This is a genomic window from Acetivibrio mesophilus (genome assembly GCF_004102745.1).
Lineage (GTDB): Bacteria > Bacillota > Clostridia > Acetivibrionales > Acetivibrionaceae > Hungateiclostridium > Hungateiclostridium mesophilum.
On sequence record NZ_RLII01000007.1, the window covers coordinates 22,381 to 41,720 of the forward strand.

Sequence of the window (19,340 nt, forward strand, 5' to 3'; positions counted from 1 at the left end):
TAATACAGTGCCTTGTTGATGATATGCAAAGTTGTGAATTTTTGGTAGTTTAGTAAATTTACAATTGACAAAAAAGGTTAGCGTTGATATAATATCTATTGCTTATAATGATACTCTATGATTCTCCTCAAAGTATGAACCTTTCTGGTTATAAAGGTTTTACTTACATTATCTAATTGTATGAACTCCCTATTAAATTGGAAATATATATTATGTATAAACAAGGTGGTGTAATATGGAGGATATAAAGCTCAAAGATAAAACACTTGAGGATTTAAGGTACATTGCGAAAATGATGGGGATAAAGAAAGTTACCACATATAAAAAAAGTGAACTTATCGAAAAAATTTATGAAGTGGGCAAAAATAATAATCTAGATAATCTCCAGGAACAAATTTATAAAAAAGATGAAAAAGAAAGTCCGGCTAATAATAAGGATGAGCAAAAGGATGTTAAGAGTGATGACCGGATTTCCAAGGATGGAGAAGCTACTGAGGCCGATGGACCTCCTGTGGTTTTGAGAAAGTCTAAAAGAGGGAGACCGAAATTAAACAAGGTTGCACAAGAAGACGCGAATGTTGAGTCGGAACCGGTAAAAGTTGAGCAAGATAAACCCGAACCTGAACCTAAGATTAAATCAAAATCCGAGCCAAAAGAAGCAGAGGTAAAATCTGAAGCAAAACCCGAAGCAAAACCCGAAGCAAAACCCGAAGCAAAACCCGAAGCAAAACCTGAGGTGAAATCTGAGGCAAAACCTGAGCAAAAAGCTGAGCCGAAATCTGAGGTCAAAGCAGATGGAATTAATCCGAATGGTCAGGGAAATGTTAAAGATGTTGATTCTTCAAAGGTAGATACCAATGAAGTTTTGAAGCCTAAGCAAAAAGAAGAAAATAATGATAATCTTGCGAACAACGGTGCACAAAAGCAGAGTGAAACCTATATTGCCACTCAAAACTTGGTGCCGGCCAAGCCCGAATTTGAAGCAGTGCCTGAGGCTGAAAAAATAAGACCTGAACGCAAACAGCCTGATCAAAAGAAAGAGAATGATAAACTGCCGAACGGGTTCGAAAAAATTGAGAGCGATGATCCCGTAGAAGGAGTACTGGAAGTATTGCCTGACGGCTATGGATTTTTACGGAGTGACAATTACCTGTCTGGTCCAAAAGACGTGTATGTATCACCATCCCAAATCAGACGTTTCAACTTAAAAACAGGAGATAAAATAAAAGGAAAAGGACGTATTCCCAAAGAGGGAGAGAAGTTCCAGGCTTTGTTGTATGTTCAAACAGTTAATGGAGATCCTCCGGAAGTTGCAACAAAGAGGGTGCCCTTTGAATATTTGACTCCAATATATCCGGACAAGAGGATTACTCTTGAGACCACTCCAAGAGAATTGTCAACGAGGTTGATTGATTTAATAGCGCCCATTGGAAAAGGACAGCGCGGTATGATTGTTTCACCTCCTAAAGCCGGTAAAACTATACTTTTAAAGAAAGTTGCAAATGCTATTACCACCAACTATCCTGAAATGGAGTTGATTGTGCTTCTTATAGACGAAAGACCTGAAGAAGTAACAGATATGCAGCGTTCCATTAACGGTGAGGTTATATATTCTACTTTCGATGAAGTGCCGGAGCATCACATAAAGGTTGCTGAAATGGTACTTGAAAGGGCTCAAAGACTGGTTGAGCAGAAGAAAGATGTTGTAATACTGTTAGACAGTATCACAAGGCTTGCAAGGGCATACAATCTTACAATTCCTCCGACAGGAAGAACCCTTTCGGGAGGTCTCGATCCCGGTGCGCTTCACAAGCCGAAAAGGTTTTTCGGTGCAGCAAGGAATATTGAGAATGGCGGAAGCCTTACAATTATGGCAACAGCTTTGATTGAAACGGGAAGTAGAATGGATGATGTTATATTCGAAGAATTCAAAGGAACGGGAAATATGGAGCTTCATCTCGACAGAAGGCTTTCCGAAAAGAGAATATTCCCTGCAATAGATGTAAACAAATCCGGAACCAGAAGAGAAGAGTTGCTTCTTGATCAGAAGGAGCTTGAAGGAATATGGGCTATCAGAAAGGCAATGAGCAATATGGGAACTGCCGAGGTTACGGAAATGATTACAAACCGGTTGATGCAGACCAAGAATAATGTTGAATTTGTAAATAGTATAAATGTTGCATTTGTTGAAAAATAATTCTTGCGTATCACCCATATTTGTGTTAGAATAAGTTTTGCGTTTTGAATTATTTCGGCTAAGAAATGAAAATAAGTTATGGAAATGCGTCGGAAATGCATTTTCGCAAAAGGCTTATGAAAGAAGGTGAAAAAGTTGAAAGAAGGTATTCATCCTAAATACGAACAGACAGTTATTAAATGTGCTTGTGGAGCAACTTATGAGACAGGATCTACAAAGCAAAAGCTTAACGTTGAAATTTGTTCAAGCTGCCATCCTTTCTTTACAGGAAAGCAGAAGCTTGTAGATACTGGTGGACGTGTTGATAAGTTTAAGAAGAGATTCGGTATTACTGATTAATAGTTGTTTTCATTTTATTTTGAATGAAATGGATTCTTTGAATGAAATGGATTCATTGAACGGTCAAAAAATTATACTAATATCATAAAATAGGAGGATTATTTAGTCCTCTTATTTATTTTTCGCTTTTTTCCCATCCTCTACAAAACATTAAAGAATCCCACAAAAACTTGAAATGAATGTATTAATATCATATAATTATTTTACATTGTCTATGCAGCAAACGGTTTTATTTGTACAGGTCTTTTCATGATTTTATTTATATTACAGGTGGGTGAGAGAAAATGAGTAATGTGCAATTTGGTGCATTAAAGTTTAAATATCCATTCAGAAAACACCAGGATATGATTCTCCAGAGCTTTAAAAGTGAGCAGATAAAAAGTAAAAATGGTCCTTTGCATTTTCATGTAGTAGCGCCTCCGGGAGCAGGCAAGACCATTGTTGGATTAGAATGTGTTATAAGGCTTCAGTCTCCAGCGGTTATTATATGCCCCAATACTGCCATTCAGGGACAGTGGGTTGACAAATTTGACCTTTTTATACCGGAAGGCTCGAACATTAATAAGGATGAGATAATAGGGGCAAATCCCAATTCCCTAAAGCCTATTAATGTGTTTACTTATCAGGTGCTCAGTATACCGGACAATGATACCGATTCTTATAGAAGTGTGTCCGAGGGTATGTGGGCTGAAACCATAAGCGAATCTCTGGGGATAGCCAAAGAAGAGGCTTTGGACAGAATACATAAGATGAAAGAAAAGAATCTTGCCGAATACAATAAAGAAATTTCCAAATACACAAAGAAGCTCAGAAACAGCGTTTTTGAGAAATCCGACGGCGATTTTATTAAAATACTGCATCCCAACACAAGGGAGCTAATAAGGAAGCTCAAAGAAATGGGCGTTAAGACCGTTGTGTTTGATGAATGCCACCACCTGAAAAACTATTGGGCCGTTGTGATGAGAGAGATAATAAAGGAAATTGAGGCAACGAACATTATTGGACTTACTGCAACTCCGCCTTCTAGCGACGAAGGGGAAAGCTTTGAATGTTATAGCGCGCTGTTGGGGGAGATAGATTTTCAGCTACCTACTCCTGCTGTCGTAAAGGATGGCATGCTCTCTCCCTATCAGGATCTGGTTTATTTCTGTATACCGACCCAAGAGGAGCTTAAATTTATAGAGGATACCCATGGGCGGTATAAAGCACTAATTGAGAAATTTGATAAAAAAGACTGCGATTTTTATAACTGGGTAGAGAAAAGGATTGTTGAAAGAAAACTTGTATCCGGTGGGAAGCAGGATTGGACGAAGTTTGTAAATTCAAGGCCAGGCTTTGCTACTGCAGGTGTTAAGTATCTTATAAAGAATGGCTGTAAGCTTCCTTGGGACATAACGATAACCGAAAATATGTATAATGAAATGTCGGTGGAGGATTGGTGCTATCTTATTGAGGATTTCTCACTGCATAAGCTCAAGGTGAGCGATAGCGAGGAAGATAGAGTATTGTATGAAGATATCAAGCTTGCGTTAAGAAGTTTGGGATTTATTCTTACGGAAAGGGGAATACGAAATCACAATTCTCCCATTGACCGGGTTTTGGCCTACAGCAGGAGCAAGCTTTTGGCTGTAAAGGATATTATTAAAGAGGAAATGCTCAGCATGGGAGATAAGCTTAGGGTGGCTGTTATTACAGACTTTGAGATCTCCAATGCCTTGTCATTAAAAAAGGTTGAAAATGTGCTTGACGAGGAGAGCGGAGGAGCTGTAAGTGTGTTGAAGGAGCTTGTGGCAGATCCTGAAATTGATAAGCTCAATCCTGTGATGGTTACAGCGAAGAATTTACTCTGTGATGATGACATCTCAAATCAATATGTAGAGCTTGGAACCAAGTGGGCAAAAGAAAATTCCTTGGATGTAAAGCTTGAAGTACAGCCGGGGATCGAAGGATTGTTCTGCACTATCTGTGGTTCCGGTAAGGATTGGAACTCAAAAACGGCTGTTCTGTTTACTACATATCTACTTGAAGAAGGTGTCACAAAGTGCCTTATTGGCACAAGGGGACTATTTAGTGAAGGATGGGACAGCATTGCGCTAAATACATTAATTGACTTGTCTACTGCTACAACCTTTGCCTCGGTTAACCAGCTGAGGGGAAGAAGCATCCGAAAGAACGAGAAAGAACCTCAGAAGCTGGCAAACAACTGGGATATAGTATGCATTGCTCCTGGATTGGAGAGGGGCTATAATGACCTTGACAGGCTTTTGAAAAAGCATAAGCAGTTTTACGGGATATGTGAGGATGGAAGAATTCAGCAGGGAATTGACCATGTAGATGCAGCGCTGTCCTTTAATGAAAGCAAAATAATGCAGGAGGGCATACAGAGTATCAACGCAAGAATGTTGAAGAAGCTTAGGGAACGAGAAGATGTCTATAAGGCATGGAAAATAGGTGAGCCCTTTTCAAATATTGAGTTGGGCTGCTGTGAGCTAAGGCTGTCAAAGCCATATAAAATGAAGACTGCGGGCCTTATGAAAAAAGAGTTCGGAACCTTGGGAAGAAAGCTTAAGCTGGGAATAGCCTGCGGTGTAGGAAGTATCGGAGCAATTATGATGGCGGCGGCAGGCATGACTCTTGGACCTTTTGGAGCTCTTCCTGTTGTTGCGGCAGGGGTCCTTATGGGAGTTAAGTCTGTTACGGATATAAGAGGATTCTGGAAATACGGAAATAATCTCTTTATGGGACGCCCTGCTATTGATTCTATAACAGATATATCGAAATGCCTGTTTTATGCCCTGAAGGAATGCGGATTCATCAGCCGGGACTTGTATGAAAGGAAAATAACAGTAACGGAAAGGGCTGATGGAAGCCTTAGGGTTTATCTTGAGGCATCGAAGGAGGACTCGCAGACGTTCTCCACGTCGCTGGCAGAGATACTGGCGCCTATAGAGGATCAGAGATATGCGGTGCAAAGGTACGAGGAGAAAATACCGGAGGGCACTTTTGAGAGGCTAAATTGCATGATCGGATTCGGATTTGACAAGTCTAATCCGCAACTGGCTTGTTATCATCCTCTTCCGTCCTTGTTTAATCACAAGGACAAAGCGACAGTCTTTTGCAAATACTGGAATAAGTATGTAAGTCCCGGTAATATTGTATACCTAAAGGGGGAAGAGGGTAAAAAAGTGGTGGAAAATTACGGTAGAGTAAATTTCCTCGGATCTAAAAAGCAACTGAGCAATATTTGGATGTAATCATTGATATTGCCTTTTAATAGTTTACACGGACCAGCCAGAATTTTATACCTTTGTCATTCCACCCTAGATCCCACGGTACTCTGTATCTGTCGGTATTATGACAGCTTACCAGGGAATAACCCTTTGAGTCGGCGCCAGTGACAACGGATATATGGACTACTTTTCCCTTCTTCTCGTAGGCAATATAGTCCCCGGGCAGTAGCTTGAAGGAGGCTTTAAAAATTTGGTTGTAAGTACCCTTTGCGATTAATGATCCTCTGCCGCTGTGGAGCATGTAGCTGTTGAAAGCATGGGCATTAACCCATGCTTTGCTTCCGTCTTTTTCATACCTCCATACGCCAGTCTGCTTGAATTTGCCTCCTTCGTAGAGTATTTGGGAAGCAAAGTTTGCACAGTCTCCGCCCAAGGGGTTGTAGTCCCTGTACTTTTTATTGTAGGCATAGCCGTATTGTTCATCGGAGGCGGCTCCACAGTAGCGGTCGGCATATTCGACTGCGCTTAATCGCCTTTTGTTAAGGTTAGAGAAGTTTCTGGAGTCCAAGCTAAGTAAGTATTGTTTAAATTCATCCACTTTTATATTCTCAGTGTTTAGTGAATCAGCAAAGGGGTCTGTGTACCATTCTTTTGAAATAAGCCACTGACCGTCAATGTTATCCAGATTCATGGAATGATAGGTCCCGATTCTAAAGAAATTGGTGGTTTCGGGCTGGTTTTCGTAGGTGTAATGATACTCTGTAGAAGCTATGAAGTTAATAAGATAACCGGTGCCCCGTTCCTTTATCTGACGAATTTTAACTTTGGATTTTATATCAATAAATTTGATGCCCTGCTTATCAGCCCAGTTATGAAGGTATTTCATCTTTTTTTCCTGGTGTTCAAATGCCCAGGTCCCAAGCTTTGTATTTCTGTTGTAGAGTGTCTCTATCAGTTCCAGATCTTTATCTAGGAAGGCTTTATTTCTGACTTTGAAAATTTCATCGAGCATAATTATATGCTCTTCATCAATAGACAGACTTGGGAGAACCGGAGAGGCATTGTATATAGTTATGCTCAGAGCACAAATTATAATCACAAAAATAGTACCTATAAGTATTGGTCTTTTTAGTGTTACAAACGCGTACATGACATTTCTCCTTATTTTTTATTCATAGAATTATATGAATTATTTAATAACTTTAGAAATTATATATAAAATTAAGACATGTTCTCTTATTAAGTTGATCTGTATTATGGTATAATTAAACAGACAAAATAAGGGCATTTATATTATGTATTTTGCAATATCGAAAATCAATGTAAAATGCTTATTGCAAAATGTATAATTACCGCAGGAGAATATATGAAAATAAAGAGAATATGGAAGATTACATTGTCATTATTAGTAGTCAGTATTTTGATATCGGCATATATGTTTGTAGAGCCTTATTGGCTGAAGGTAATACATATAGAAATAAGGGATAGGAATATCCCGGATTCCTTTGATGGTAAAAGGGTGGTTTTCGTTTCCGATATTCACCATGGTCCTAATTTCTCCAAGGAGAGAGTGGGTAAATTAGTTAGAAAGATAAATAATCTTGATCCGGATATTATTTTTGTTGGGGGAGATTATGTTGAGAAAGGAAAGCAGTATATAAAGCCCTGCTTTGAAGAGTTGGAAGGTCTTAAAGCCCCTCTTGGAAGGTTTGGAGTATTGGGAAATCACGACTATTATAGCAATGGAGAGCTTGTAAGGCAAAGCATGAAGGAAGCGGGAATAGTCCTTCTTGAACACTCAGCCCAATGGATTAACTATGGAAGCGGCAGGATAAAGGTGTGCGGAGTTGGTTACTTTAACCGCCATTCTCAGCCTATAGAGTCGCTCATTAAAGATGTTGGAGAAGATGACTTTGTCATTTTGCTGTCGCACGATCCCGATTATGCAGAAAGTATTCGCAACTATAAAATAGATATCGTGCTAAGCGGTCATACCCATGGTGGGCAGGTTACGCTCTTTGGTCTGTGGGCTCCCTATATTCCCTCCATTTATGGACAGAAATATAGGACAGGTATGGTAGATACAGAGTATACCCGAGTTTATGTCAGCAATGGAGTGGGTACCACAGCAATTCCCGTAAGGTTTTTCGCACGGCCTCAGATTATGGTATTTGAATTGATTAAAGAGAAATAGGTGAAAAAATAGAATATTTTTTAAATTTTCAGGAACTTTTCGGAATGATGAACTGTCTAATAAATATTAGTAATTATTTATAAACAAGGAGTGAAGAAATATGAAAAACAAATTGGTGCTGGTTATAGCACTGGTTATGATTGTATCGACAGCTTTGTCAGGGGTTGCTTTTGCCAAGGAAGATACCGGACTTCAAGATGCAATCAAAAGAGTAAAGCAACTATTTGTGATTCCTGAAGAAAACAGTGAATTTTCTTATGCCGCCAGAACTATGGGCGACATTACGATGTGGATGCTGGATTGGCAGTCAAAAGGGGATCAAGGCTCAAGTATTTCCGTTGCTGTGGATAGCACTGGGGATATATTGAACTACTATTATTACAAGAACATGGATCAAGATGATTCAAAGCTTCCGAAAGTAAGCAGGGACGAGGCAAAAGCCCAAGCTGAGGGAATTATTGAAAAAATCAATCCGGGAATATTAGACAGTTTGAAGCTTGTGGAGGGTGCTCAGTACATATCAATTTATGACAGAACATATTATTTCAGCTATGTAAGAACACACAATGGGATTGATGTTCCGTCTGATGGAATTTGGGTGGAAATAAACAAGCAGACCGGTGAGCTGGTGAGCTACAACAAGACATGGAACAAGGATTTTAGTTTTCCTTCAACCGAGAAAATTATAAGCCTTAAAGAAGCGCAGGAGGCGTATGTGAAAAATCTCGGTCTGAGGCTTACATATAATACAGTAAGAGAAAAGGACGGCGTTAGGGTGTACGCCGCATATACCCCCATATACGGGCTGGGATACTATATTGATGCCATCACAGGGGAAAGATTTGTGCCAGGGTCACGTAATGGCATAAATGAATATATGATAAGTTTCAATGAATCAGAAAAAAGCAAACAACTCTTGGATGCCGGTATAGGTGGGGCAAACGTGGTCCTTACACCGGAAGAAATGGAAGCGGTGGAAGAAGTCGCAGGACTATTGACTCAGAAAGACGTAGAAAAGATAGCTAGGGAATTAAAAGTATTGGAGCTTGACGATACATTTAACCTTGAGTGGGCAAATCTTTCCAAAGACTGGCCAACCAGAACCAATTACAATTGGAATCTTTATTTCCTAAGAGAGGGAGATGAGAACGGAGAAGGTCACTGTGGTGTAGATGTTTCCATCAATGCAAAGACCGGTGAAATAGTGAACTTTAACATTAGTAAAACCAATAAAGAAGATGTTGCGAAGTTTGACAGGGAAGCTGCAAAGAAAACAGTAGAAGAGTTCTTAAAGGAAATTCAGCCGGAAAAATTTAAAGAGACTGAATATGATAAATTAGCGGATGAAGAGATAACTTCTACTGAGGGTGAACAGCCTATATATCTAGGATTCAACTATACAAGGCTGGTCAATGGAGTCCTGTTCCCAAATAACGGTATCAGAGTAGGATTTAATGCTGCAACAGGTAAAATTGAAAGCTACAGTTTAGAATGGTACGATGTTAAATTCCCTTCAGTAGAAAAGGCTGTTGAACTTGAAAAGATATATGAGATTTTCTTTAAGGAAATAGGTCTTGAACTTCAGTATATTATAGACGGCAATAATGTCGTATATGTCGAGAGGTCAGTTGCTGGTGCGGATGAAAAGGCGGATAAGAAAACGGAAGCAAAGCTTGTATATGCAGTTAATACCCAGAAGCCGGCAAGGTTTGATGCCGATACAGGAGCTATTTTAGACAGTGACGGAAAACCGTATAAGGAAAATAAGGCTCTGGAGTACACCGATATTTCAGACCACTACGCAAAGAAGCAGATTGAATTGTTGGCTCAAATAGGGGTTGGATTGGAAGGCCCTGAGTTAAAACCCGATGAGAAAATAAAGCAAAAGGACTTCATGCTACTTATTTCACAGGTTTTATATGGATATCAGTTCTACGGAAAGAATGCCTTAACCAGCGATGAGGAAACCGAGGACCTTTATAAAATGCTCATAAGACAAGGGATTATAAAAGAGGATGAAAAGAATCCGGAAGCCTATTTGACAAGAGAAGACAGTGTGAAGTTTGTTATAAGGACATTAAATTATGGTAAGGTGGCAGAGATTAGTGATATCTTCAATTGCACCTTCAAGGATAAGGATGAAATTAATCCGGAATTGATCGGGCATGTGGTTATTGCAAAAGGACTTAAGATTGTGAACGGCTATGGAGAATACTTCAGGCCGAAAGATGAACTTAAAAAAGCAGATGCTCTGATAATAATTTATAACTACCTACAAATTTAACATTTTGACATACATTTAAGGGAAGGTTTTGGGCCTTCCCTATTTTTTTTGGGCAAAGTCTGCGCCCCTGGGATTTGGAGAGATGAATATTGCAGCATATGAATTCATACATTCATTACAGGGGGAGAGGCGATGAAAAGATTTTATTCAGGAATTACTGTCATTATCACTTTTATATTCGTGCTTGGAGGCATAATTTATAGCCAAAGATCGGGAGATGTACGTCCTACTGCTGCTTCAAGCATATTTTTAGATGAAGTCCCTCAGATAAGCAAATATGAGGAAAAGAAACGCATGCTTTTAAAATTTATTGAGAGTTATCTATTGGATTCTGAAGGCGGAGTCATTACGAATACTCACCCAAAGAGGGGGGATTCAAATACTCTGTCGGAGTCAATAGGAATACTTATGGAATATGCAGTAATTGACAACAATAAGAGCATGTTTGATAGGGAGTACCAGTATCTTGGTAAAAATCTGATAACCGAAGACTTTTTCATAAAATGGAGAACAGGAAATGACACTTTCTGCAATGCTTCCATAGATGATTTAAGAATTATTGGTGCACTTCTTGAGGCATATGAAAAATGGGGAGAGGACGAATACAAAGATCTGGCGCTTTCCCTGCAGCAAAGAATATATAATGCCCAGGTAAAAGAGGGCAATCTTTATGAGTTTTTCGATTGGAAATACAATATACCAAAGACCTCCACTCCTCTGTGTTATTTAAATTTGAAGGTAATGAATAAATTAAAGGAATATAATAAGGGTTGGAAAAAAGTATATGACAGGAGCTTGAGTATTATTGCGGGAGGAGAAATGGAGACTTCACCTTTATTCTACAAGCATTTTGACTACAGCCTAGGGAAGTATCTGCCCGATGAGGAATACCGAGAAAGCGGAGGGATATGTCTTGTGTATACCCTTTATACAGCCCTGTGCATGGCAGAGGCCGGCATTTCCAATGATGAGCTGTTAAGTTGGCTTGGAAGCGAGATGGAAAAAGGAAAAGTGTATGCGTGGTATGATCCGAATAGTAAAAAGCCTGCTTCTGATATGGAAAGCACAGCGGTATATGCACTGGGGTCCATTTTTGCCGGACTTTTGGGAGATGAGATGCTTTCTGAAAAGCTTCTAGATAGAATGCTTGAGTTTATGGTCACCGATGAGGACTCTCAATATTACGGAGGATTCGGGAACAGTGAGACTGGGGAATTCTATTCCTTTGACAACCTTATGGCATTGCGGGCTCTGGCTTTAGCTAAATAGAGTGTTGGTGAGGAACTGGGATTAAAGGAAGAATTAACTTTAAAAGAATATAAAAAGGTCATAAAATCTATAATTAAAAGGGATAGGGGTACAAAAGAATTACTTGAAAAAGTATTGATAAAACTCGGAGAAGAGAATTTATGCGAATAATAATTTATAGAAGTAGATAAAGGAAATGTCTTACCTGAGTATCTTGGTAAGGCATTTCCTTTGCCTCTTGGAATGAAATGCAAGGGGCAAAATCGAAGGGACTCGATGTCCCGAGCTTTTACTTTTTCACACAACTTCCAGTAAGGCCATTGTAATATCGTCAATTATTTTATTGAGATTTTTGACATTTGCAAATTCCAAAGCAGTATCTATTATGTGGTCAAGGGTCATTGCAGGGCTCATCTTTTCGCCCAGTAAAATGTTAAGAAGCCTCTCCTCACCAAACTGCTCATTTTTGGTGTTTCGCAATTCTACAATGCCATCCGTATACATAAACAATCGGTCGCCTTTTTCGATGGAAATAATTTTTTCAGTGTACGCCGGGTCATCAACCCAGTCGCTAATAGGAACTCCCGGTATTCTAAGAATATCAAACCTGAGGCTTTCGTGGTTGAAGAGTATGGGACTAACGTTATGGCCTGCATTTGAATATATAATACTCTTATTTTTGGTGTCAATTATGGCGTAAAACACCGTGATGTATAGCTCTTGGTCATAGTAATCCCGGTTAAACTCTTTGTAAAGCTGATTTAAGGCCTCAGCGGGAGAAAGGGTCCTTTTATTTATTGAAGAGCGCAGGAATACTGTCAGCATTGAGGCCGGTACTCCGTGGCCGGATACATCGGCAATATATATTCCCATATGGTCATTGTCAATCTTGAATATATCCAAAAAGTCCCCACCAATAGCTTCACAGGGCCTGTAAACATATGAGAAATCGATCTTATCCCGGGGCAAATCCTTTGGAAGAAGACTGCACTGAAGTTTCCTTGCTATATTGAGCTCGCTTTGAAGCTTTTTATTATGTTCAAGGATTTTCTTCTGCATTTTCTTCATCTCGGTTATATCCCGAAGAACTTCAACAACAGCGGTAATTCTACCGTCCTCATCCCTTATGGGTGAGCTCATAACAGAGAAAACTTTTTCCCCTATTATCTCTTCCTTGTTTTGAATCGTTCCTTCAAAAACTGCTTTCCTTGAAGTACAGTTATCGCATGGCTTACTTCTTCCGATAGCATTATAACATTTTTCCCCAAGCAAATTTTTGCCCAGAGCTTTTGACATGGAATCGTTGACAAAGATTATATTGTCATCAATATCAATAACCCTCACCCAGTCATACATTCCGTTTATAATTTGTTCTATAAAGGTTTTATATTCAGTGTTGCTTGTAAAGTAAAGTTTATTATTAAATATGTCCATAACCTGTATCCTTTCATACTGGGGTAAAACTATCCCCCGGACAATGGAAATATAATTGATGGAAAAATTCAGGTTAAAATATGAATAAAGCCATGATATCTTATACATTATAACAAAGGGGACCTTTAATATCAATATCACATCAAGTAATCCAGGGTAAAATATAAAAATAAAGTAATAAAATAACTATTCCGGGAAATAATATAGATAGTGGCTGAGAGTACTATTAAAATTGGGAGATTTGATATGTTGGCAAAAACAATTTGCAAGCAAATACGAATTGATGTAAACAGTGAATGGGCTTTTAAGAAATTTGCTGATGCATTATACATGCTGATAGATAGTTCATTAAAAAATGGCTACAAATCGATTGTATTCGTCTGCATTGGAACAGACAGGTCAACAGGCGACAGCCTTGGGCCTCTGGTAGGCTACAAAATAAATGATATTAGCTATGAAAATGTTTATATCCATGGGAGTCTGGATGAACCTGTTCATGCCAAGAACCTCTATATGGTTATGGAACGGGTTTTCGAGCGTTATGACAGACCTCTTGTTGTTGCAATTGATGCCTGCCTTGGAAAGATGGATCATGTAGGGTTTATAACTGTGGGAGAAGGCTCGATAAAGCCTGGGTCCGGTGTTAACAAAGACCTTGCGCCGGTAGGCGACATATACATAACCGGTATTGTCAATTTTGGCGGGTTTATGGATTATATGATACTCCAGAACACTCGTCTTAGCATAGTAATGAAAATGGCAGATATTATTTCGATGGGAATTAGATATGTTTTGTGGAAATTAAATTGCAATCCTGAACTATCATCCATGCTATGCAGTGCAATGCGAAAAACGCAGCCTTTGTTGCAATCGGATTAGTGCTGTAAAGAACGGAGAAAAAAGCTTACGAAAGAGAAAACTAGCGTAAGCTTTTTTCTATACGAACTAATGCCTAACTACAGAAAAGCTTTAAAGTATTTATATTTTATGTTTTCAAAAGGTATAATAGTGGTATAATATATTATTATATCGTATTACAGGAGGTAATAAGATGGAAAAGTATGTGTGCACAGCATGCGGGTACATATATGACCCGGCGGAGGGAGATCCGGACGGAGGAATAGCTCCCGGTACAGCATTTGAGGATATTCCGGATGATTGGGTATGTCCTATATGCGGAGTTGGAAAGGATATGTTTGAAAAAGAGTAGAAATTAAAAAACGGGGCCTAAAAAGTCCCGTTTTTGTATAATGTGTCAAGTTTCATGTTTTACTGTACGATGTCAATAAGTGACTTATCTACCCATTTAACATAATTCTCTTCAATAAAAATCAAAACCTCATCATCGAGCCAGGTTAAAACAACAGCATCATTATCAATATACCTGACTTTTTTTCCTATGTAGAACATACTATTCCTCCCATCTTCTGTAGGGTACATTATACTTATTTTCTATTTTTCTTATATGGAGCTTTAGTATGAAGAAATTGGTACGGTGAAAATTAGTACGAAGATTTATTATATTCAATTACAATATCGGCACAGAAGTGTTTTACTTTAATATTTACTATAAAAAATTATAAAAATTTGTTTTTTTCTCCTAGATTTATTCTTTGTCCAAATATATTTATATTTTATTGAAATAATATCTTGATTGATGTATAATATTATTTAGCATTCTTATTTTTGTTTTATTCACTATCGCAGTCGCTATATAAAGTGTATAGGAACTGTCCTTTGTAGTCTGTTTATCATCATGTTTTATAACGCAATAGAGTTGTTTTTTCAGGAAAGAAGCTAAAACAGTTGTAAAATATTTTTATTTGACGATTATCAATAGGGATAGTAAATTTATTATACGGTCATTACAACTCTACAGCTTTACTTATTAATAAACCTGAAGGAGGTTAAAAATATGAAAGTTGAAAAAAAAGAGGTGGAAGGCGTTAAAATTATAAAACTTACAGGACAGATAAGAATTTCTACTCAGAATGAGTTTAAGGATTTATTGGATAATCTTGCAAAGGAAAATGAAGGCGAGACGGTTATAATCAGTATGGATGGAGTAATATATATGAACAGTGCCGGACTGGGAATCATTATTGATACTTATAAAAAGTTTAAAGAGAAAAAGGGAAGGATGATTTTGTGCAACCTTACACCTGACATCTCAAAACTTTTTGAGGTTACCAGACTCAATAGATTTATAGAAATTTACGGTACTGAAGCTGAAGCTTTAAGCAAGTTATAAATATTTTGAGATAGACTATGGAAGTAATGGACTTCGATTGTATTTATTATGGGTTATTTTGAAAAAAGGCGTCTTTGGGCTAAGATATTATGCTTAGCAGGAAGGCGCTTTTTCTGTTAGAGGCATATATATAATATATGATTGGCATGGAGCTAAAAAGAGAAATGGAGGAGAAAAAGCATATGGTAAAGAATAGGCCGATAATTGGGATAACACCTTGGTTTGACTACAATGAAAATAAAATGTATATTAATAGAGCATACTGTGAGGCTATAACTCTATCGGGAGGAATGCCTGTTCTCCTTTCGATTGAAGAGGATGAAGGTTTGCTGTCGGAAATGATCGATGTATTCGATGGCTTCCTGCTTTCGGGAGGTCCTGATGTGGATGCTGTGCACTGGGGAGAATGGAATTATAAGTACAACGGGGAAATTTCCCCTTATCGTGACAAGATGGAGCTTTTTATAGCGAGGAAAGCCGTGGGAAAAGACAAGCCGATATTTGGAATTTGCAGAGGTATACAGGTTTTGAATGTTGCATTTGGAGGAACGCTGTATCAGGATATCTATTCTCAGAATAATGAGAAGGACCTGATCAAGCACTCGCAGAACGCCCCAAAGTGGTATCCTACACATAAAGTCACACTGAAAGAGGGGTCCATAGTCCAAAAGGCGCATGGAGCTGAAGTGATAAGCGTAAACTCCTTTCATCATCAGGCAGTCCGGGAACCGGCTTCGGATTTTATTATAACTGCAAGAAGTGAAGACGGCATAATTGAAGCAATTGAGCATAGTAATTGCAAATTTGCCGTAGGAGTACAATGGCATCCGGAACATATGTGGAAGAAAGATTCATCTTTTTTGAACCTTTTTAGATGCTTTGTCAGATCGTGTATGTAGTTGACCGGGCAAAACGTTATGCAAAATAAAGGTGAATAATAGAAACAAAATGTTGCTTTGCTAGCCACGGATGCCGAAAAATAAGTCGAAAAATATTAGTGTTTAATACATGGGTTGAAAAATACGACACTATATGATAATTTATTATTAACAAATATGAAAGGGTTCCTTATATGTGGGGTTCAATTATATATTTTGTTGCAGTCTCATTACCGGAACAGTTTCTAATGGCTTTATTTGCGTGGCTGATTTTAGGTAAACACAAAACGGCAAAGTTTCATAATGTAATAATTGTAGGAAGTAGTGCGGCAGCTTTGTTTAGAATAAGCCAAATTGTTATTCCCGCTTTACTTGTGTCGACAGAGCGCGTTGTCATGCAAAGTATGCTTATAACGGCGGTTCAGGTAATTGGTTTCTTAGCTTTGGTGTTCTTTATTTATAGGGTGAATATTATTGAGTCGATTATTGGCTCATTGGTCATGGTAGTAGTTTTTACTGTGGCACAGGGCACGACAATAATTTCATTACTGCTTTTATTCGGTTGGTCAAAAGAGGAGTTTGACATCAGTCAGGCTATGACAATTGCATGTGCATTAGTATACTTTATTATCATGATATTGATATGTTACTTTATTTACAAATTTGATTTAAATATTCGTTATTTAAAGATCAAATCGAATGACAAGCCATATACTAGCCGAGTTAAATTTTTAGTTTTACAGTTGTCTTTTAGTTATTTGAATTTACTTATTATATATAATCTGTTTCTTAATAATATTGCAATTTTTGAGACGTTTGCCAATAAAGTCCTTACTATACTTTGCTTTTTGATTAACATTATTTTCACAGTTATTCTTGTGAAAAGCGTGTTTAAAATGGGGGAAATAATCCAAAAGGAAGAAGAATTAAAAAGAAAATATGATGGAAGAGAATTTATTCAGAACATTGATTATATGAAAACCCTCATTGATGAAAAGCAGTATGATGAAGTTAAAAAGTTCCTTAACTCCATGAAAGCTGATATAGATGATAAAATCGTAAGTGACAAGGACTAACTAAGGACTAATAGGACAAATCTAGAAGGGCTTTGGAAGGTTTGTTCTATTAAATAAAAAAATAGGGGGATGTTATTATGAAAGGTAAAGTATTAGGTGTAGTTTCAGCGGTATTGTTTGTGGTTGCATCCATGGTGGCGAGTTCGGCTTCGTATTTTATTCTGTATCAACCAAAGGCACCGAAATCATTACAAAAATAACATCTCAAAAGGCGACTTCATTGGCAATAGAATTATTTAGGGGATAAGGTTTGTACTTTATCTTATTGGATTAAAAAATGACATAAAAATACATAATAAGTTTACTTTAAAGCGCCCGATGGAAGGCGCTTTTTTTGAGTAATAATGAAATTATGGTGATTTGGGCTTTTCAGGTTTGCAGACTGAATATTTCTCAAGCACTGCCATTAAATGTGTATCTTTCTTAGTATAATAATTTTTTTTTTTCATATTTTAATATTATAATCAATACTTTTTTCAATTATTTGCTCATATTATAAGGCGAGCGATAAAATGTATATTGGATGTGATATTATGTATAAAAAGGAAAAGTATGGGGTAACAGAGCTCAGTAAAAAAGATAGAAAAGTGCTTGATAAATATACCAAGTCTTATTCAAATTTCATTGAAAGCAGTACAGCAAAGACTGGTATACTCCAAGAGAAGGTTTCTAAATTAAAAGCTGATTAAATTATTGTAAGATAGATACAGGTGAGATCCTTCGGGGGTCGCCTGTATTTTTTATGGATTATGCAATACCGACTAAATCATCAAAAGTCTATAAAACGTTGCAAGGATCAAAGACGGATCCGCATAGTATATGAGTCCAGCTTTGAGTGTCACAAATTAGCTAATAAAAACTCTCCTTAGTTTTATCAATAAAACTTTAATTATAAAGAGAAATGAACCAAAGTTTACACAAGAGTAAAGGGGAGCCTTTCTTCTGTGCCAAGCTAATTTCAAAGAAAGCTTGTAATATTCATAATAAAAACGAGACACACTCATATGCTTTGGTTTTAAAATACAATGAAACAAGTCCTGTTTTCCGGGGTCAGTAGTTAAAAGACTATCCCTATACTTTGAAAAATTTGCGGCGCCCTGCATTGGAGTGTAAATGGAAACTGTTGGAATTATAGCTCGCTGGGCTATCCAGTTATATAATTCTTTGAAATCTCTAATGGTCATATCCTGGTGTACTATAAACAAACCGGAGCAAATGATATCGAGTTCTTCAAGAATTTTAACGCATTCTTCATTATGCTCCAATGTTGCGTCCTTATTATAAGAGCCTAGGTCATTGTCAGAACATGCCTCAAGTCCTACCATGACCAGTGAGAGTCCAATATCTTTCAGTTCACGCATAATATCTTTATTTGCTGCTATAAAATCTGCTCTTCCATAAACCAAATACTTTTTGCTTATTCTTTTCTTGCGTATCAGCTCTATAAATTGCTTAAGATACTTTGTGTCGGTTAAAAAGTTGTCATCGGTAATATGGATATTGGGTGCATCGGTTGTCATAATTTCATTTACCAGGTCCTCCACCTCTCGGCAAGCATATTCCCCACTGTTTCTATTGGTACAATAACAGAAGGTACAGGAATTTTTACAGCTATACGAATTCTTGATCAAGGCAAGGGGATGAAAACTCAAGTGCCGATAACGGTGTTTATTGTTGTAAAAATATGTTCTGTCTATTTGCGGCAAATCCTTAGGGGTTTCAGAAACCTTCCTGTTTGCTTTCCAACCTTCTCCTTCTTTGTAACATATCCCGGGAATATCCTCTAGTGCAGTTGTGCCAGTATTATCAATAAAGTCCATGAGTTTTGCGAAAGAGTCCAATCCACTCAAATGGTATATGTAATCCGCAGACGAATCAAAGAAATTTGCATAATTTAGTTCTGAGTGACTTCCACCAATTATTACGGTAATTCTTGAATCAAAACGTTTTATCCGGTGCGTTAATTTTATCATCAGCTTTTCTTGAGTTATATAACCTGTTATACATACAACATCAGGAGCAAAATGCTTAAGCTTGCTTTTAAGGGGAGTCAGTTCATGTCTTCTGTCATAAATATATGGCTCGTGTCCGAGGTTTTTTAGTACTGTGTAGAGGTATTCCATTTCAAGAGGCTCATATTCCACAAGATTGGTATAAGCAAAAATTCCAACGGTTTCAGGTTTAATAAGCAATACTCTCATTTATAATC

17 protein-coding genes are annotated in these 19,340 nt (G+C 37.7%); 13 read left to right on the plus strand and 4 right to left on the minus strand.

The annotated features are described in order from the left end of the window. The first annotated feature begins 235 nt into the window (after positions 1 to 235). The 3 genes from rho to EFD62_RS07630 all read left to right on the plus strand — a co-directional run bounded on the left by rho (position 236) and on the right by EFD62_RS07630 (position 5,790). Positions 236 to 2,197 (plus strand): transcription termination factor Rho, encoded by a 1,962-nt coding sequence (gene rho / locus EFD62_RS07620; RefSeq protein WP_128705931.1) that lies wholly within the window; start codon positions 236 to 238, stop codon positions 2,195 to 2,197. A gap of 135 nt (positions 2,198 to 2,332) precedes the next feature. Then, complete coding sequence (rpmE, locus tag EFD62_RS07625) at positions 2,333 to 2,536, plus strand: 50S ribosomal protein L31 (protein WP_069195261.1); 204 nt, start codon at positions 2,333 to 2,335, stop codon at positions 2,534 to 2,536. Between the two features lie 284 nt (positions 2,537 to 2,820). After that, positions 2,821 to 5,790, plus strand: a complete 2,970-nt coding sequence (locus EFD62_RS07630; protein ID WP_069195260.1) for a DEAD/DEAH box helicase family protein — start codon at positions 2,821 to 2,823, stop codon at positions 5,788 to 5,790. 16 nt (positions 5,791 to 5,806) lie between these two features. Here the strand turns inward: EFD62_RS07630 and EFD62_RS07635 are convergent, their stop codons facing one another. Beyond that, entirely contained in the window at positions 5,807 to 6,916 is a 1,110-nt protein-coding gene (locus tag EFD62_RS07635; protein ID WP_069195259.1) for an amidase domain-containing protein, read from the minus strand. Between the two features lie 216 nt (positions 6,917 to 7,132). On the opposite strand from EFD62_RS07635, the gene EFD62_RS07640 reads away from it, so the two are divergent. The 3 genes from EFD62_RS07640 to EFD62_RS07650 all read left to right on the plus strand — a co-directional run bounded on the left by EFD62_RS07640 (position 7,133) and on the right by EFD62_RS07650 (position 11,513). Next, a complete protein-coding gene (locus EFD62_RS07640; RefSeq protein WP_235832597.1) occupies positions 7,133 to 7,960 on the plus strand; it encodes a metallophosphoesterase in 828 nt (275 codons plus the stop codon). Positions 7,961 to 8,060: 100 nt separating this feature from the next. Further along, positions 8,061 to 10,244, plus strand: a complete 2,184-nt coding sequence (locus EFD62_RS07645; RefSeq protein ID WP_069195258.1) for a YcdB/YcdC domain-containing protein — start codon at positions 8,061 to 8,063, stop codon at positions 10,242 to 10,244. Between the two features lie 132 nt (positions 10,245 to 10,376). Beyond that, complete coding sequence (locus EFD62_RS07650) at positions 10,377 to 11,513, plus strand: glycosyl hydrolase family 8 (protein ID WP_069195257.1); 1,137 nt, start codon at positions 10,377 to 10,379, stop codon at positions 11,511 to 11,513. 276 nt (positions 11,514 to 11,789) lie between these two features. On the opposite strand, the gene EFD62_RS07655 is transcribed toward EFD62_RS07650, so the two are convergent. Next, positions 11,790 to 12,926 (minus strand): SpoIIE family protein phosphatase, encoded by a 1,137-nt coding sequence (locus EFD62_RS07655; protein WP_069196372.1) that lies wholly within the window; start codon positions 12,924 to 12,926, stop codon positions 11,790 to 11,792. A gap of 246 nt (positions 12,927 to 13,172) precedes the next feature. Here EFD62_RS07655 and yyaC point away from each other — a divergent pair, with 246 nt between their 5' ends. Both yyaC and rd read left to right on the plus strand, forming a co-directional pair. Next, positions 13,173 to 13,805 (plus strand): spore protease YyaC, encoded by a 633-nt coding sequence (gene yyaC / locus EFD62_RS07660; protein ID WP_069195256.1) that lies wholly within the window; start codon positions 13,173 to 13,175, stop codon positions 13,803 to 13,805. Between the two features lie 172 nt (positions 13,806 to 13,977). Continuing rightward, positions 13,978 to 14,136, plus strand: a complete 159-nt coding sequence (gene rd, locus EFD62_RS07665) for a rubredoxin (RefSeq protein ID WP_038290204.1) — start codon at positions 13,978 to 13,980, stop codon at positions 14,134 to 14,136. Positions 14,137 to 14,195: 59 nt separating this feature from the next. On the opposite strand, the gene EFD62_RS17755 is transcribed toward rd, so the two are convergent. Further along, positions 14,196 to 14,336 (minus strand): hypothetical protein, encoded by a 141-nt coding sequence (locus EFD62_RS17755; protein WP_170176848.1) that lies wholly within the window; start codon positions 14,334 to 14,336, stop codon positions 14,196 to 14,198. Between the two features lie 505 nt (positions 14,337 to 14,841). On the opposite strand from EFD62_RS17755, the gene EFD62_RS07670 reads away from it, so the two are divergent. From EFD62_RS07670 to EFD62_RS17760, 5 genes are all read left to right on the plus strand, one after another. Then, positions 14,842 to 15,177, plus strand: a complete 336-nt coding sequence (locus tag EFD62_RS07670; protein ID WP_069195255.1) for an STAS domain-containing protein — start codon at positions 14,842 to 14,844, stop codon at positions 15,175 to 15,177. 182 nt (positions 15,178 to 15,359) lie between these two features. Beyond that, positions 15,360 to 16,076 carry a gamma-glutamyl-gamma-aminobutyrate hydrolase family protein gene (locus EFD62_RS07675; protein WP_069196371.1) on the plus strand — a complete coding sequence of 239 codons (717 nt, stop codon included), beginning with the start codon at positions 15,360 to 15,362 and terminating at the stop codon, positions 16,074 to 16,076. 173 nt (positions 16,077 to 16,249) lie between these two features. Next, positions 16,250 to 17,131 carry a hypothetical protein gene (locus EFD62_RS07680; RefSeq protein WP_069195254.1) on the plus strand — a complete coding sequence of 294 codons (882 nt, stop codon included), beginning with the start codon at positions 16,250 to 16,252 and terminating at the stop codon, positions 17,129 to 17,131. Between the two features lie 77 nt (positions 17,132 to 17,208). Beyond that, positions 17,209 to 17,331 (plus strand): cyclic lactone autoinducer peptide, encoded by a 123-nt coding sequence (locus EFD62_RS07685; protein WP_069195253.1) that lies wholly within the window; start codon positions 17,209 to 17,211, stop codon positions 17,329 to 17,331. Between the two features lie 333 nt (positions 17,332 to 17,664). Further along, positions 17,665 to 17,820: a hypothetical protein gene (locus EFD62_RS17760; protein ID WP_170176849.1), complete on the plus strand. Its 156-nt coding sequence runs from the start codon at positions 17,665 to 17,667 to the stop codon at positions 17,818 to 17,820. A 156-nt stretch (positions 17,821 to 17,976) separates the two neighbouring features. Here EFD62_RS17760 and EFD62_RS07690 read toward each other — a convergent pair whose 3' ends face one another. Beyond that, positions 17,977 to 19,332 carry a B12-binding domain-containing radical SAM protein gene (locus tag EFD62_RS07690; RefSeq protein WP_069195252.1) on the minus strand — a complete coding sequence of 452 codons (1,356 nt, stop codon included), beginning with the start codon at positions 19,330 to 19,332 and terminating at the stop codon, positions 17,977 to 17,979. Positions 19,333 to 19,340 lie beyond the last annotated feature (8 nt).